This is a genomic window from Clostridium sp., assembly GCF_018372875.1.
Classification (GTDB): domain Bacteria; phylum Bacillota; class Clostridia; order Clostridiales; family Clostridiaceae; genus Clostridium.
The window spans coordinates 13,638-27,932 of record NZ_JAHAIF010000036.1 but is presented as its reverse complement, the minus strand read 5'-3'; the positions used below and the strand labels follow the sequence as shown (position 1 = coordinate 27,932).

Sequence of the window (14,295 nt, the reverse complement as noted above, 5' to 3'; positions counted from 1 at the left end):
CCTTACCTTTAGTACGCGTGGGGTGGATATTTGTTTTGATGTGACTTGGAGCTTGCGACGGAACAAGCAAAATAAATATCCGCTACACCTTTTTTATAATAAAAAGTTATCTTTAATAGTTAACTTCATGTTTTTATCATTGAAGTAAGCTCGAGAACCTATAGGTATTGTTATATTAGGATAGCTATGGCCTAAAGGCATACCTATAATAAGAGGGATATTAAGAGGCAGAAGACGATTAAGTATAACTTCATCAGTAGTAAGACTTCTATCATAATTAGGAAGTGTGCAATCGGTAAAATGTCCTATAATGATGCCATTACAATCATATATTTTTCCACTATTTATTAAATGTGTAAGCATTCGATCAATACAATAGGGAGCTTCATTAACTTCTTCTATTAATAATATAGAATCCTTTGTGTTGATTTCGTATTTAGTTGAAAGTGATGAACAAATAATAGATAAGTTTCCACCAACTAATCTACCTTTAAATGAAGATAAGTTATATGTAGATATATTTGGATTTAGATCTAATAAATCATATGAGAAATTTTTAGTATTGCAAGTAGATGTTTTTAAAAAGTACCTTTTTGTGAGTTCATCTCTAAAGTCTGATGTTATCATAGGACCATGAAAGGTGATTAGACCTAAGTTAGCAAAATAGTTAAGTAGGAGAGTTATGTCGCTATATCCACAGAAGAATTTAGGATTCTGTAGTATAACTTTTTTATCTAAATAAGATATTAATCTGGATGTGCCGTAACCTCCTCTAAGACATACTATTCCATCAATGGATGAATCTAAAAACATATCATGTAAGTCATTTGCCCTATCAATATCGGAACCAGCTAGATGTCCATATTTATTATATAGGTGAGGGGCTAACTTTATCTTAAAACCTAATTCTTTAAATTCACAGATCTTCTTATCAATTTTATCCTTATTTTCAGGTGAAGCAGGAGCAATAACTCCAATTGTAGATGCTGAAGTAAGCTTTTTACCTTTTAACATAAAAACCTCCAAAAAAAGAGAGCAGTAATGCTCTCTTTTGTTTTTATTATATTTTATGCTTTAAGTATAAATGTGTTAACTGAACATATCTTTTTTGTATAATATAAATGCTACTAATCCACAAATACTAAATGTTATCCCCATAACTAACAAGAATGCGTATGGTTCTTGTTGAAAAGGTAAGTCTACATTCATACCATATATACCAGACATTATGGTTGGTATAGCCATTAATATAGTAAGAGATGCTAAAATTTTCATTACTATATTAAGGTTATTAGAAATAACTGAAGCAAAGAAGTCCATAGTACTAGCTAATATGTTACTATATATTTCTGTCATTTCTATAGCCTGTTTATTTTCAATTATAACATCTTCTAATACATCTTTATCCTCAGAATACTTTTGCATTACTTCAACTTTAAGTAGCTTTTCTAAGGTAATTTCATTAGCTTTTAAGGATGTAGAGAAATAAACCAGTGATTTTTCTAGAGAATGTAACTGTATAAGTTCTCTATTTTTCATAGATTTATGGAGTCTCTTTTCAATCATTAAACTTTTCTTATCTATTTGTCTTAGATATAAAAGATAATATGTAGATATTCTATTTAATATCTGTAATATAAATCTTGATTTTTTAAATGTAAAGAATGATTTGATTTTACCATTTATGAAATCAGTAAGAACTTTACTATTCTTTAAACACACTGTTATAAGGAAGTTTTCTGTATGTATAATAGCTAAAGGATATGTATCATACGTTAGTGAGTTATCTTCCATCTCTGTAAAAGGAATATCTACTATAACTATCATATTACCATCTTCTATGTCAATTCTTGAAGTTTCTTCATCATCTAATGGAGCTTTTAAGAATTCAAGAGGTACGCTAGTTTTCTTAGATATAAGAAGTAGTTCTTCGTCAGAAGGTGCAACTACATTTATCCAACATCCAGTTTCAATATTATCTAGCAGAGTAAGAGAAGAATTATTCTCACTGGAACTTTTATATATCTGAATCATATTAAAGACCTCCTATTTTATACATGTTTATTATACTATTTTATAAATAATAATTAAAGTAAAAGGATAAAAAGGTTATCATTTTAAAAAGAGCAATAAAGCATAGTAAAATAGACGTTTACTATGATATTAGTTAATAAATCAGATAAAGAAGGAAATATGGAATATTAATATAGATTATCAAATAATTTGGATATGGATTAATTTAATAAAGCTATGTATAATCACAATTATCGTCTTAGAATTACTTATTATCTGGGGGAAAATATTATGATGCATAAAGAAGTAGTTGAGCGAAAAAGAACACATGTTATCGCTTTAATACTTTTATTAATTACTTGTGTGTTATACATTGTAGAAGGAATACAAGCATTAAGAATTGAGAACGTATTTGTTTTAAAGGTATGTGAATTTACATTATTGGTATTTACAATTATTTTTATAATATTAGAGTATCTTAGTTGTAAGATTGCGTATAAGTATTCGTTAATAGCGGACAAGCTAATTATTAATAAAATATCTCATGGAAATGAAACTAATTTAGAAAGCATTAAACTATCTGATATTCTTTATCTAGGTAAAAGGAAGGACATACCAAAGGAATATAGATTAAAATGCACAGGAAAGTATAGTTGCGAACTGTTTGGGCATGATAAAGTTTATTGTGTATATAAGAAGGAGAATAAAGTAAGTATATTTAATTTTGAACCAAGTGAAGATTTTATGAGAAGAATAGCAAAATATAAAAAAGCAGTTTAAAAAAATAGAGCAGGTCTTGCTCTATTTTTTATTATAGAATTCTTGTTTTATTTCCTGAAGAAGGTCTTCACGTTCAATTAAGTCTAATGCTGTACATGCTAATGAAGCACATGCTTTATGTATCTGTTCAAAAGCATATTCAGATATTGTACAATGGGCAAAATCAGTTGAACCATATTTAATATTTTCATCATCTTTTATAGATATATAAGGGTGAATTGTAGGTACTTTTTTACTAACAGCTCCAATGCTGAGTCCTGCATAAACATCAATAGGTGAACCTATATTTATAATTCCATTTTCTTTTAAATTGTGGGTGAATATTCTTGAAAGAGTTCTGTTTGTTATAAGCTCTTCGTTATAGGATTCATATAATGAAATCTTATTTGGTATGTGAGTTAAGTTGGAAACATATCTTACTATTTCACGTAGTTTGTTTTCTGCAAGTTCCGCCATTTCGAATTCCTTAGCACGAATATAGAACTTTGCTTCAGATTCCAAAGGTGTTAGTAAAGGAGTATATCCGCCCTTTGATAGTATGTAATTAACTTCTACATCTTTAGGGAAACCCTTTAACAAGAAGTTTAGAATATTGAAAGTTAATAATATGCAGTCTAGTGAAGTATATTCATCTTTACTTAGAAAACTTAATCCGCTATTTCCAATAAATTTTATGTTAAGAGGAATAATAGCTGATGAAGTACCACTTTCAGCGGTGGTGTTATAAGGATGACACTCCATAACTACATCTATATCATCAAAAACTCCTTGCTTTACTAAAGTAAGTTTAGTTCCTCCTAGATATTCTCCGGGGCATCCTATAATAATAACTGTTCCACTAGCCTGTTCTACTATTTCCCCTACGGAAATAGATGCACCAATAGATATTGCAGCTAATGCATTGTGCCCTGTTATATGTCCTTTTTCTTTAATAGCATCATATTCACAAAGAAAACATATCTTAGGATATCCACTTCCCTTACTAGCATAGAATGAATTTGGAATATCTAAATAATTCTTTTTAATATTAAAGTTATATTTTTTTAATACTTCGCAAATATATGAAGATGATTTTTCTTCTTTGTAGCTTTCTTCAGGATTTTTATATAAATACTCACATATATTTTTTATGTCATTAAAGTGTTCGGTTAGAAATGATATCATCTCTTGTTTCATAATAAAACCTCCTAATATATATTATTTATATTAGTTTTATCTTAATATAGGAAAAATATTATGAAAGCAAGATGAATATATAATAGCTTATAAGGATAATATTGGATTATAATGCTTTTGAATTTATTGTAAGAGATGATATAATAACATTACTAATATAGATAACGAAAGAGGTTATTAATAATGAAAAAAGGATTATTTATTGTATTTGAGGGCGGAGAAGGATCTGGTAAAAGTACAATATTAGAAAAAATATATAATTGGCTACTTGAAGAGAATAGGGATGTAGTTAAAACTAGGGAACCAGGTGGCATTAAAATTTCTGAACAGATAAGAGGAATAATATTAAGTTCTGAAAATGAAAAAATGGATGGTAAAACAGAAGCTTTACTTTTTGCAGCTGCAAGAAGACAACATTTAGTGGAGAAAGTAATACCAGCGTTAACAGAAGGAAAGATAGTTTTATGTGATAGGTTTATAGATTCTTCACTAGCTTATCAAGGATATGCAAGAGGATACGGAATAGAAGAAATATATAAAATAAATTCCTTTGCAATAGGTGAATATATGCCAGATTTATCTATACTATTTGATATAGAACCCTCTATAGGATTGGATAGAATAAAAAAGAACTCTAGTAGAGAGGTAAATAGATTAGACAAAGAAAAATTAGAATTTCATAATAAAGTTAGAGAAGGATATAATGAAGTATTAAAAACAAACGATAAAATGATAAAAATTGATGCATCTAAATCAATTGAAGAGGTATTTGAGGACGTTAAAGAAATAATATTAAAACATATAGGGTAAAAACTTGTTTTTATGTAAAATAGAATTAAGTTTATGATAAAATATAAATATATAGGGAATTGAAGTTTAGGAGGGATGTATTATGAAAATGGTCATTGCTATTGTACAAGATGATGATGCTTTAGATTTAATTGATACACTTACAGAGAAAAAGTTTGGAGTAACAAAACTTGCAACAACAGGTGGATTTTTAAAGTCTGGCAATACAACATTAATGATAGGTGTAGAGAAAGAACGTGTAGATGAAGTTATAGGTTTAATAAAAGATGTTTGTCAAAAGAGAACAGAAGTTGTAGCTTCACCATCTCCATTAACAGGAGGCCCAGGTGTTTATATGCAATACCCAATAGAGGTTGAAGTTGGGGGAGCAACAATATTTGTAATTGATGTTGATCAATTTTTAAGAGTGTAGATTATAAAAGAGGTGATTTTGTGGAAGAATTTATTGGATTTAATGACATATTAGAAGGATTTAACAAACGTGTAGATAAAGGTACTCTTTCACATGCTCACCTTATTGTTGGACCAGATGGGATAGGTAAGAGTATTTTAGCTAGGAAATTTGCTTTGAAAATATTAAATAAAGAAATAGATAAAGATTATATAGATATAATTCACTATAGAGCTAAGAAAGCTTCGTTTGGAGTAGATGATGTAAGAGGAATAATTGAAGAGATAATGAAAAGGCCATATGAAGGAGATAAAAAGGTTGTCATTATACATGAAGGAAATAAGCTTACTGTTCAAGCACAAAATGCTTTGTTAAAAACCATTGAGGAGCCTCCCAAAGGAGTATACATAATATTATTAACTGATAGTATAGAGTTAATGTTGGATACTATAAAATCTAGATGTCAAATATATAAATTAACACCTTTAAGCAAGGATGAGGTTAGTAGATATATTAGCAGATTAGGAAATTTTGATGAAAATAAGGTTTTATCTGCTATAGCATATGGTGAGGGAATTCCAGGAAGAGCAGAAAGAATATTAAATGATGAAAAGCTTAATTTATTAAGAAATTGTATTATAGATTTATTAACTGATATTGATAGTAGAAGTAATAATATAGTTTTAAATTATGAAAAAAGACTTGATTCTTTTAAAGATAGCAAAGAAGAAGTTTTAAATATATTAGAATCACTTATTAGGGATATTATAGTATATAAAGAACTACAAGATAAAAAAATGATAATGAACATTGATAAGTTAGAAGATATTGATAGGTTTTCTAGTAATAAGTCGTATAAAAAGTTAAGTGCAATGTTAGAGAAGATTAGAGAAGCAAGAATAAATATAAGGAATAATGCAAATTATTCAATGGTCATAAGTGTAATGCTTATGGGACTTTCGGAGGGGTAATAATGATAAAAGTAGTAGGAGTAAGGTTCAAAAAAGCAGGGAAAATATATTATTTTGGACCTAATGAATTAAATATAAATAAGGGAGATTATGTAGTTGTTGAAACAGCAAGAGGTGTTGAGTTTGGCGAATGCGTAATAGGGATTAAAGAGATAAAAGAAGAGGATGTAATTCCGCCTCTAAAAAGTGTATTAAGGATAGCTGACGAAAATGATATAGCTAAGCATAAAGAAAATAAAGACAAAGAAGAAGAAGCTCTAAATGTATGTATCTCTAAGATAGAAGAACATGGGCTAAAGATGAAGTTAATAGATGTAGAATATACATTTGACAATAATAAGGTGATTTTCTATTTTACAGCAGATGGAAGAGTAGACTTTAGAGAACTAGTTAAGGATTTAGCGACAATATTTAAAACTAGAATTGAACTTAGACAAATTGGTGTAAGAGACGAAGCTAAAATGTTAGGTGGATTAGGGCCTTGTGGTAGACCAATGTGTTGCTCTTCGTTTTTAGGAGACTTTACTTCTGTTTCTATAAAGATGGCAAAAGAACAGAATTTATCTTTAAATCCTACAAAGATATCAGGAATATGTGGTAGATTAATGTGTTGTTTAAATTATGAGCAAAGCACATATGAGGATATTAGAAAAAGATTACCTAAGGTTGGTTCTGTAGTTCAAACTGAAGATGGCAAGGGTGAAGTTGTTAGTAATAATACAGTTAAAGAAGCTATTAAGGTTAAATTAAGAAAAGGCGATGAAGAGGTAATAGAAGAATTTAAGATAGAAAATGTAAACTTAATTTCAGGTAGTTATGAAGATTCGGTAGATGAAAAAGAAATTAAATTAGAAATTGAATCAGAAGAAGATAAAAGTCTTATTAAAGATTTAATTAATGAAAAATAGGGGGATTTCTATATGAAATCAATTATTAAGATCTATGATATGAATAAATCATCTGATGCTATGAATATTCAAGGTGCTATAGCAAGTAATGAAGGTGTTATAGCATGTGAAGTTTCTTTGGATAAAAAAGAAATCCAATTAATATATAATGAAAGTTTTGTTACATTAGATAAGATTATTGAATCTATTGAAATTCTGGGATATATGGTAGTAAGTTAGATAGAAGTTAATTTTATTTAAATTACTTTTAAATGTTATGGAAACATGTTAAAATGTATATGGTGTAATTATCATAAATATTAGGAGGTGTTTTTCATGGCATACGTTATTAATGATTCATGTGTAAACTGCGGAGCTTGCGCTGCAGAATGTCCAGTTGAGGCTATAAGCCAAGGAGATACTCAATTCGTTATAGATGCAGATACTTGTATCGATTGCGGAAACTGCGCAAATGTTTGTCCAGTAGGAGCACCAAACGCAGAATAATTTATACTTAAAAGATCGTCATTTTATGACGATCTTTTTTCTTATATAGTATTTATGTAATTAGAATTATCTTTGATTATTAATGTATTTAAACATGAAGAGCTGTCTAATGTATTAGTATCTATATAATCTTTATCTATTATAGTGATTTTTTTAGAATTAATAAAAAAGTCTTTAGGACTATCTAAGAACTTTGTACAATTGGAGTTTCGATAATACATTGGAATAATATACTTTGGTTTAATAATATCTATTAAGTCTAAAGCTTGGGAGCTATTAATTGTAAAGTGTCCACCTATAGGTATAAACAATATATCTATATCTGATAAAGTGGATATAAGATCAGTTGAAAGATTATGTCCAATATGACCTAGATGACATAGTTTAATTCCTTCAATTTCTGTAGAGTAAATAATATTTTCACCTCTTTTTACCCCGTATAGATTATCGTGATATCCTTGGTATCCAGTAACTAAAATATCGTAAAATTTATATATCCCCAAAGTATTAACTGTATTACAGTTTCTTAATATTGGCATAGAGCTTTTAGCTATATTAAGGTAATTATGACTTAATGTAATTATACTTGGGGTTAGGCTAGATATTTTACTTATTGTAAGATTTAAAGGATCTAATAAAACTCTTCTACCATTTGATACTTGAATTAAGAAACAAGATTCTCCTAGCCATCTTATAATCATACAAAAACCTCCTAAATAGTTATAAGTATATTATGCCGTATTTTATAAAAACTAAACTAGGAAGTAATATTATGCCTTGATAATAATATGAATTAATATTATTATTTAACTATAGGTCAAAGTAAGTCAAGAACAACGTTTAAGAAGGTGATATTATGGCAAGACTTTCAGATATAATTGAAAGCTTTATTAAAGAAATGCTAAATGAGAATGGTGGTGATCAAGTTCAAATACAAAGAAATGAATTGGCTGATCAATTTAGATGTGCGCCATCACAAATTAACTATGTATTAACTACAAGATTTACCTCTGATAAAGGTTATGTTATAGAAAGTAGAAGAGGTGGCGGTGGCCATATAATAATAAAACAATTAACTTATGATGGTACAGAACAAAGAAGTAGATTAATATATGATGCTATAGGTTCATCAATTACATACCATAATGCATTATCTATAATAGAAAATTTATATGAATTAGATATGATTACTGAAAGAGAAAAAGAGATTATGAAGATTGCTATTAATGATAGATCTTTAATTTCTATAGAAGAAAAGAATAAATCTAGAGCAGATATTCTTAAAGGGATGGTTATGGTCATATTATCATAGGGGTGATATTTATGTTATGTGAGAAATGTAATAAGAGAGTAGCAACAATACATTTAATTAAATTAATCAATGGAGAGAAGTCGGAAGTAAGGCTTTGTGAAAGTTGTGCTAAAGAAATTTCTGATATTCCTTTAGTTGGTTCATTAGGAAATATAGATGCCAATTCTATTCCTAATATTTTAAGTGGTTTTTTTGAATCCATTGATAAAAATAAACAAAATAAAATAGAAGTTATATGTAAAAAATGTGGATTGACGTATTCTCAATTTAAGGCTAGTGGACAATTAGGTTGTGATGAATGTTATGGGAGTTTTTCTAGTTATTTAGGACCTATGTTTAAAAGAATACAAGGGGATTTAGAGCATATAGGAAAGGTTCCAAAGCGTTCAGGGGTTAAGCTTGTTGAGAAGAAGAAGTATGTTAATTTAAAAAAGGAACTACAAAAAGCTATTTTAGAAGAAGAATATGAGAGAGCTGCTGTGTTAAGAGATAAGATAAAAGATATAGAAAATACTAGAACAGAGGTGGGCAAAGATGAGAAATTGGATTTATAGTAAGGCCCAGAGTGATGATTTAATATTGTGTAGTAAGCTATCCTTAGCTAGAAATTTAGAAGGAGTTTTATTTACAGACAAACTAGAGGCAGAGAACGCTAAAAAGAATGTAGATAAATTAGCTAATGTTATTTTTAACAAACTAGATGATGAAGAGTTAAAAATAATAAAGTTTTGGGATAATCATATTGATTATATAAAGTCATATGAGGCAAAACTTTTAGTAACTAAGGAATTAGTTAAGAGAAAAGATAGAGCAGCTTTAATTATTAATAAAGAAGAAACAATTAGCATAATGATTAATGAAGTAGATCATCTAAATATACAATGTATTACTGAAGGAATGAATTTAAAAGAAGTATATGAAGTTGCTAATAAGATTGATGATTTAATAGAAGAAGATATAACATATTCTTTTCACGAAGATTTTGGATATTTAACAGCTACTCCTAGTAAAGTTGGTACTGGGATGAAAGCATCAGTAATACTACATTTACCTGCATTATCAATGAGTGAAGAAATTACTAATATTTCAAAGGGGTTAAGTCAGTTAGGAATGGCTATAAATCAAGTATATGCAGATGGTAATATATATGAAGTTTCAAATAGAATATCTTTAGGTATAACTGAAGATGAGATAATTAATAATCTCGAGGGGGTAGTTGAGAATATTATACAAGAAGAGATTAAGTTTAGAGATATAGTAATTAATAAATGTAAATATGAAGTAGAAGATAAGATATTTAGAGCCTACGGAATATTAAAAAATGCTAAGTTAATGTCTTATAAAGAACTAGTAGAGTTATTATCATATGTAAGATTAGGAGTAGAGATGTATGTCCTAGACTTAAATAAAGATGTCTTGAACAAGCTTCTTGTTTATACAAATGATGATGCTATACAAAATAAATTAGGTAGATCATTAACAAATAAAGAGAAAAAGGCTGAAAGAGCTATATTGATACAAGAATTGTTAAAGTAATTATGGGTAGGAGGTGTTGTAAATGTCATATGGGAAATTTACAGAAAGGGCTCAATTAGTAATAATGGGTGCTCAAAAAGAGTCTCAAAAATTTAAGCATGGCTATATAGGAACTGAACACATATTGATAGGAATTATGGCTGAAAAGGGCTATTCTAGTGAGTTATTGAAAAAGTATGGTGCAGAAATAGAAGAAATAAGAAATATGCTAGAGGAATATTTAGGTTATGGAGACTCACTTATGCCAAAAGGCGAGTTATTACTAACGCCAAGAACTAAAAGGTTATTTGATGAAAGTATTATAGAAGCAAAGAAGTTAAATCATAAATATGTTAGCCCAGAACATCTTCTATTGGCATTGATAAATGAAGAAGAAGGGGTGGCATATACGATATTATGTCAATTAAGACTAAATTTTAAAGAAATAAAAAGTGATTTGATCCTGTTTTTATCAGGAAAAGAAGATGAAGAATTGAATGATGATAATGAGATTACTAAAAAGAAAGATACCCCAATGTTAGATCAATATGGTCATGATTTAACTGAAATGGCAAAGGATGATAGTCTTGATCCTGTTATAGGAAGAGAGCAAGAAAATCAAAGGGTTCTAGAAATACTATGTAGAAGAATAAAAAATAATCCATGTCTTATAGGTGAGCCAGGAGTAGGTAAAACAGCTGTAGTCGAAGGATTAGCTCAAAGAATTGTTAATGGTAATATTCCAGAAATTCTAAGGAATAAAAGAATTATTAGTTTAGATTTAAGTGCTATGGTTGCAGGTGCTAAATATAGGGGTGAATTTGAAGATAGGTTAAAAAAGGTTATGGAGGAAATAAAAAATAATCCAGATATCATTATATTTATTGATGAAATTCATACCATAATCGGTGCTGGAGGTGCAGAAGGTGCAATAGATGCATCAAATATATTAAAACCTGCCTTATCTAGAGGAGTAATTCAGTGTATAGGTGCTACTACTATTGATGAATATAGAAAACATATTGAAAAGGATACAGCTTTAGAGAGAAGATTTCAACCTATTATAGTAGGTGAACCTACAAAGGAAGAAACTCTTGAAATATTAAAGGGGTTAAGGGATAAGTACGAATCACATCATAGAGTGAAAATAACAGATGATGCCTTACATGCAGCTGTAGATTTATCTGATAGATATATAACTGATAGATTTATGCCTGATAAGGCTATTGACTTAATTGATGAAGCTGCGGCTAAAATAAGAATAGAAAGTTTAGTTGCTCCTCCAGATTTAAAAGAAATTGAAGAGGAAATAGAAACAGTAGTAAAGGAAAAGGAAGAATCTATTAGAATACAAGACTTTGAAAAAGCGGCAAAATTAAGAGATGATGAAAAGAAACTTAAAGATAAGTTAAGTGAAATAAAGAAAGAATGGACTACCAATAATCAAGTTAATTCTCTTACAGTAAGTGAAGAAAACATAGCTAAGGTAGTATCATCTTGGACTAAAATCCCAGTAGAAAAGTTAACTGAGAAAGAAAGTGATAAACTGCTTAGAATGGAAGAAATTCTAAAGAAGAGAGTTGTAGGACAGGAAGAAGCGGTAAGGGCTGTAGCAAGAGCGGTAAGAAGAGCCAGAGTTGGCTTAAGAGATCCTAAAAGACCAATAGGTAGTTTTATATTCTTAGGACCAACAGGAGTTGGAAAAACAGAGCTATGTAAAGCCTTAGCAGAAATTATGTTTGCAGATGAAAATAGCATAATTAGAATTGATATGTCTGAATATATGGAAAAACATTCAGTATCAAGACTTATAGGATCACCTCCAGGATATGTTGGATATGATGAAGGTGGACAGTTAACTGAAGCAGTTAGAAGAAGACCATATTCCGTTGTACTTTTAGATGAGATAGAAAAAGCTCATCCAGATGTATTTAATGTGCTTCTTCAAATTATGGAAGATGGAAGGCTTACTGATGGTAAAGGAAAGTTGGTTAATTTTAAAAATACAATAATAATAATGACATCTAATGTAGGGGCTCATACAATAAAGAAACAAAAAACTATGGGATTTAGTGTAAATGATAGAAAAGAAACTGAATATGAAAAGATGAAAGAAAATATAATGGGAGAATTGAAAGAGAAATTCAAACCAGAGTTTTTAAATAGAATAGATGATACTATTGTATTTAAAAAGTTAGATGATGAAGATATGAAATCTATTATAGATTTAATGTTAAATTCTATTATTGAAAGACTTAAAAATAATAGAATATACCTTAAATTAAGTGACGAATGCAAAGATTTTCTAGTTACCAAAGGATCTGACACTAATTATGGAGCTAGACCTTTAAGAAGAGTTATAACTAAAGAGGTAGAAGACAAATTAAGTGAAGAATTATTAACAGGAAATATAAAAATAGGAGATACAGTATTAGTTTCGGTAGAAGATAATAAACTAAACTTTAAAGAACTACAAGAAAATTAGGATATAAAATAAGCCTGCAAGCACATAATATTATTAGGATTTGCTTACAGGTTTATTTTTTATAGAATGTTAATTAATAATTATTATTGAATATTTTATGGATTATGATATAATGAATATATACCCCCAGAGGGTAAAGGAGTGGTTGTATGAATAAAGATATAAAAGATATAGATTTAGTAATCTTAGGTGGAGGACCTGCAGGTTTAACTGCTGGAATTTATGCTTCAAGAGCTAAGTTAAATATGATAATACTTGAAAATTCTATTTTGGGGGGTCAAGTTAGAAATAGTTATACTATAGAAAACTATCCTGGCTTTAAAAATGTAGAAGGAAGCAAGTTGGCAGATATCATGCAAGAACAAGCAGAGGAGCTTGGCGCAGTAATTGATGAGTTTGATCCAGTAGAGGATGTAAGAATTGATGGTGAGTATAAACTTGTAGAAACTGAAAGTTATATTTACAAAGCAAAAAGTTTAATAATTGCAACAGGAGCGTCACCTAGAAAGTTACCTATTCCTAATGAAGGTAAATTTGCAGGCAAAGGAATTCACTATTGTGCTGTTTGTGATGGTGCAATGTATGAAGGAAAAGTTATTGCTGTAGTAGGTGGAGGGAATTCTGCCTTAGAAGAAGCTATATTTTTAACTAGATTTGCCGAAAAAGTATATCTAATTAGAAGATATGATTATTTTAGAGGAGAAAAGTCTTTATTAGATCAAGTTGAGAAGAATGAAAAAATAGAAATTCTATATAATGAAGACTTAGTAAATGTAGAAGGAACAAACTTTGTAGAAAAGGCTATAATAAAAAATACACTTACTGGAGAGGAAAAGTCTATAGATATAGATGGTGTATTTGGTTATATTGGAACTGAGCCTAAAACAGATATGTTTGGTAAATTCATTAACCTAACTAAGAATGGCTATATTATTACAGATGAAAATATGAATACTAATATACCTGGTGTATATGCAGCAGGAGATGTTAGAGAAAAGTTATATAGACAAATAACAACAGCAGTAGCTGATGGTACTATTGCAGCGCTAGAGGCTGAAAAGTTTATAATATCAAAATAGGAGTGAATTAAAATGATAAAAATATATTCAACATCATGGTGTCCAGCTTGTGTAAAAGCTAAAAAGTATCTAGGTTTAAAGGGATTAGCATTTAGTGAGATAAATGTTGCAGATGCTCATGAAGATAGAGAAGAGGTATTTAAGGTTTCAGGTCAAAGAACTGTACCAGTATTAGATATTAATGGAGAAATAATTGTTGGATTTGATAAAAGTGCAATAGATAAGGCTATCAATAAGTAGTTTATAGGATAGTATTAAAAGATATTTATAAAGGTATATTTTAATAATGGATATTTAAAAATACTATAAAAAACACCTAGAATGAATTGCTACCTGTATAATTTATAGGAGCAAATCAGAATAGGTGTT

Annotated in this window: 17 protein-coding genes; 13 read left to right on the top strand and 4 right to left on the bottom strand. The window is 29.0% G+C overall.

Annotated elements, in window-relative coordinates; all coding sequences use genetic code 11:
• Positions 1 to 93: 93 nt before the first annotated feature.
• Positions 94 to 1,014 (bottom strand): LD-carboxypeptidase, encoded by a 921-nt coding sequence (locus tag KIB46_RS11770; protein WP_291672095.1) that lies wholly within the window; start codon positions 1,012 to 1,014, stop codon positions 94 to 96.
• A 75-nt stretch (positions 1,015 to 1,089) separates the two neighbouring features.
• Complete coding sequence (locus KIB46_RS11765; protein WP_291672094.1) at positions 1,090 to 2,034, bottom strand: magnesium transporter CorA family protein; 945 nt, start codon at positions 2,032 to 2,034, stop codon at positions 1,090 to 1,092.
• A 270-nt stretch (positions 2,035 to 2,304) separates the two neighbouring features.
• Between KIB46_RS11765 and KIB46_RS11760 the strand changes: the two genes are divergently transcribed.
• A complete protein-coding gene (locus tag KIB46_RS11760) occupies positions 2,305 to 2,793 on the top strand; it encodes a hypothetical protein (protein WP_291672092.1) in 489 nt (162 codons plus the stop codon).
• A 21-nt stretch (positions 2,794 to 2,814) separates the two neighbouring features.
• Here KIB46_RS11760 and KIB46_RS11755 read toward each other — a convergent pair whose 3' ends face one another.
• Positions 2,815 to 3,969: a M20 family peptidase gene (locus KIB46_RS11755; RefSeq protein WP_156558603.1), complete on the bottom strand. Its 1,155-nt coding sequence runs from the start codon at positions 3,967 to 3,969 to the stop codon at positions 2,815 to 2,817.
• A gap of 183 nt (positions 3,970 to 4,152) precedes the next feature.
• On the opposite strand from KIB46_RS11755, the gene tmk reads away from it, so the two are divergent.
• The 6 genes from tmk to KIB46_RS11725 all read left to right on the top strand — a co-directional run bounded on the left by tmk (position 4,153) and on the right by KIB46_RS11725 (position 7,535).
• Entirely contained in the window at positions 4,153 to 4,779 is a 627-nt protein-coding gene (gene tmk / locus KIB46_RS11750; RefSeq protein ID WP_156558604.1) for a dTMP kinase, read from the top strand.
• An 82-nt stretch (positions 4,780 to 4,861) separates the two neighbouring features.
• A complete protein-coding gene (locus KIB46_RS11745) occupies positions 4,862 to 5,191 on the top strand; it encodes a cyclic-di-AMP receptor (protein WP_049180647.1) in 330 nt (109 codons plus the stop codon).
• Positions 5,192 to 5,211: 20 nt separating this feature from the next.
• A complete protein-coding gene (locus KIB46_RS11740) occupies positions 5,212 to 6,141 on the top strand; it encodes a DNA polymerase III subunit delta' (protein WP_291672087.1) in 930 nt (309 codons plus the stop codon).
• Between the two features lie 2 nt (positions 6,142 to 6,143).
• Complete coding sequence (locus KIB46_RS11735) at positions 6,144 to 7,049, top strand: stage 0 sporulation family protein (RefSeq protein ID WP_291672085.1); 906 nt, start codon at positions 6,144 to 6,146, stop codon at positions 7,047 to 7,049.
• A gap of 12 nt (positions 7,050 to 7,061) precedes the next feature.
• Positions 7,062 to 7,268, top strand: coding sequence for a heavy-metal-associated domain-containing protein (locus KIB46_RS11730; protein WP_156558607.1), 207 nt, complete (start codon positions 7,062 to 7,064; stop codon positions 7,266 to 7,268).
• Positions 7,269 to 7,364: 96 nt separating this feature from the next.
• Entirely contained in the window at positions 7,365 to 7,535 is a 171-nt protein-coding gene (locus tag KIB46_RS11725; RefSeq protein WP_027099142.1) for a 4Fe-4S binding protein, read from the top strand.
• A gap of 41 nt (positions 7,536 to 7,576) precedes the next feature.
• On the opposite strand, the gene KIB46_RS11720 is transcribed toward KIB46_RS11725, so the two are convergent.
• Positions 7,577 to 8,236 carry an MBL fold metallo-hydrolase gene (locus KIB46_RS11720; protein ID WP_291672081.1) on the bottom strand — a complete coding sequence of 220 codons (660 nt, stop codon included), beginning with the start codon at positions 8,234 to 8,236 and terminating at the stop codon, positions 7,577 to 7,579.
• A 155-nt stretch (positions 8,237 to 8,391) separates the two neighbouring features.
• On the opposite strand from KIB46_RS11720, the gene KIB46_RS11715 reads away from it, so the two are divergent.
• The 6 genes from KIB46_RS11715 to KIB46_RS11690 all read left to right on the top strand — a co-directional run bounded on the left by KIB46_RS11715 (position 8,392) and on the right by KIB46_RS11690 (position 14,166).
• Positions 8,392 to 8,847: a CtsR family transcriptional regulator gene (locus KIB46_RS11715; RefSeq protein WP_156561933.1), complete on the top strand. Its 456-nt coding sequence runs from the start codon at positions 8,392 to 8,394 to the stop codon at positions 8,845 to 8,847.
• An 11-nt stretch (positions 8,848 to 8,858) separates the two neighbouring features.
• Positions 8,859 to 9,401, top strand: a complete 543-nt coding sequence (locus KIB46_RS11710; protein ID WP_291672078.1) for a UvrB/UvrC motif-containing protein — start codon at positions 8,859 to 8,861, stop codon at positions 9,399 to 9,401.
• Positions 9,382 to 10,383, top strand: coding sequence for an ATP--guanido phosphotransferase (locus KIB46_RS11705; RefSeq protein ID WP_156561935.1), 1,002 nt, complete (start codon positions 9,382 to 9,384; stop codon positions 10,381 to 10,383). Before KIB46_RS11710 ends, KIB46_RS11705 begins: the two co-directional genes overlap by 20 nt.
• A gap of 22 nt (positions 10,384 to 10,405) precedes the next feature.
• On the top strand, positions 10,406 to 12,847 hold the full coding sequence (locus tag KIB46_RS11700) for an ATP-dependent Clp protease ATP-binding subunit (RefSeq protein ID WP_291672075.1): 2,442 nt from the start codon (positions 10,406 to 10,408) through the stop codon (positions 12,845 to 12,847).
• Between the two features lie 149 nt (positions 12,848 to 12,996).
• Positions 12,997 to 13,926, top strand: a complete 930-nt coding sequence (trxB, locus tag KIB46_RS11695; RefSeq protein WP_291672073.1) for a thioredoxin-disulfide reductase — start codon at positions 12,997 to 12,999, stop codon at positions 13,924 to 13,926.
• Positions 13,927 to 13,938: 12 nt separating this feature from the next.
• Positions 13,939 to 14,166, top strand: a complete 228-nt coding sequence (locus KIB46_RS11690) for a glutaredoxin domain-containing protein (protein ID WP_027099136.1) — start codon at positions 13,939 to 13,941, stop codon at positions 14,164 to 14,166.
• Positions 14,167 to 14,295: the final 129 nt, after the last annotated feature.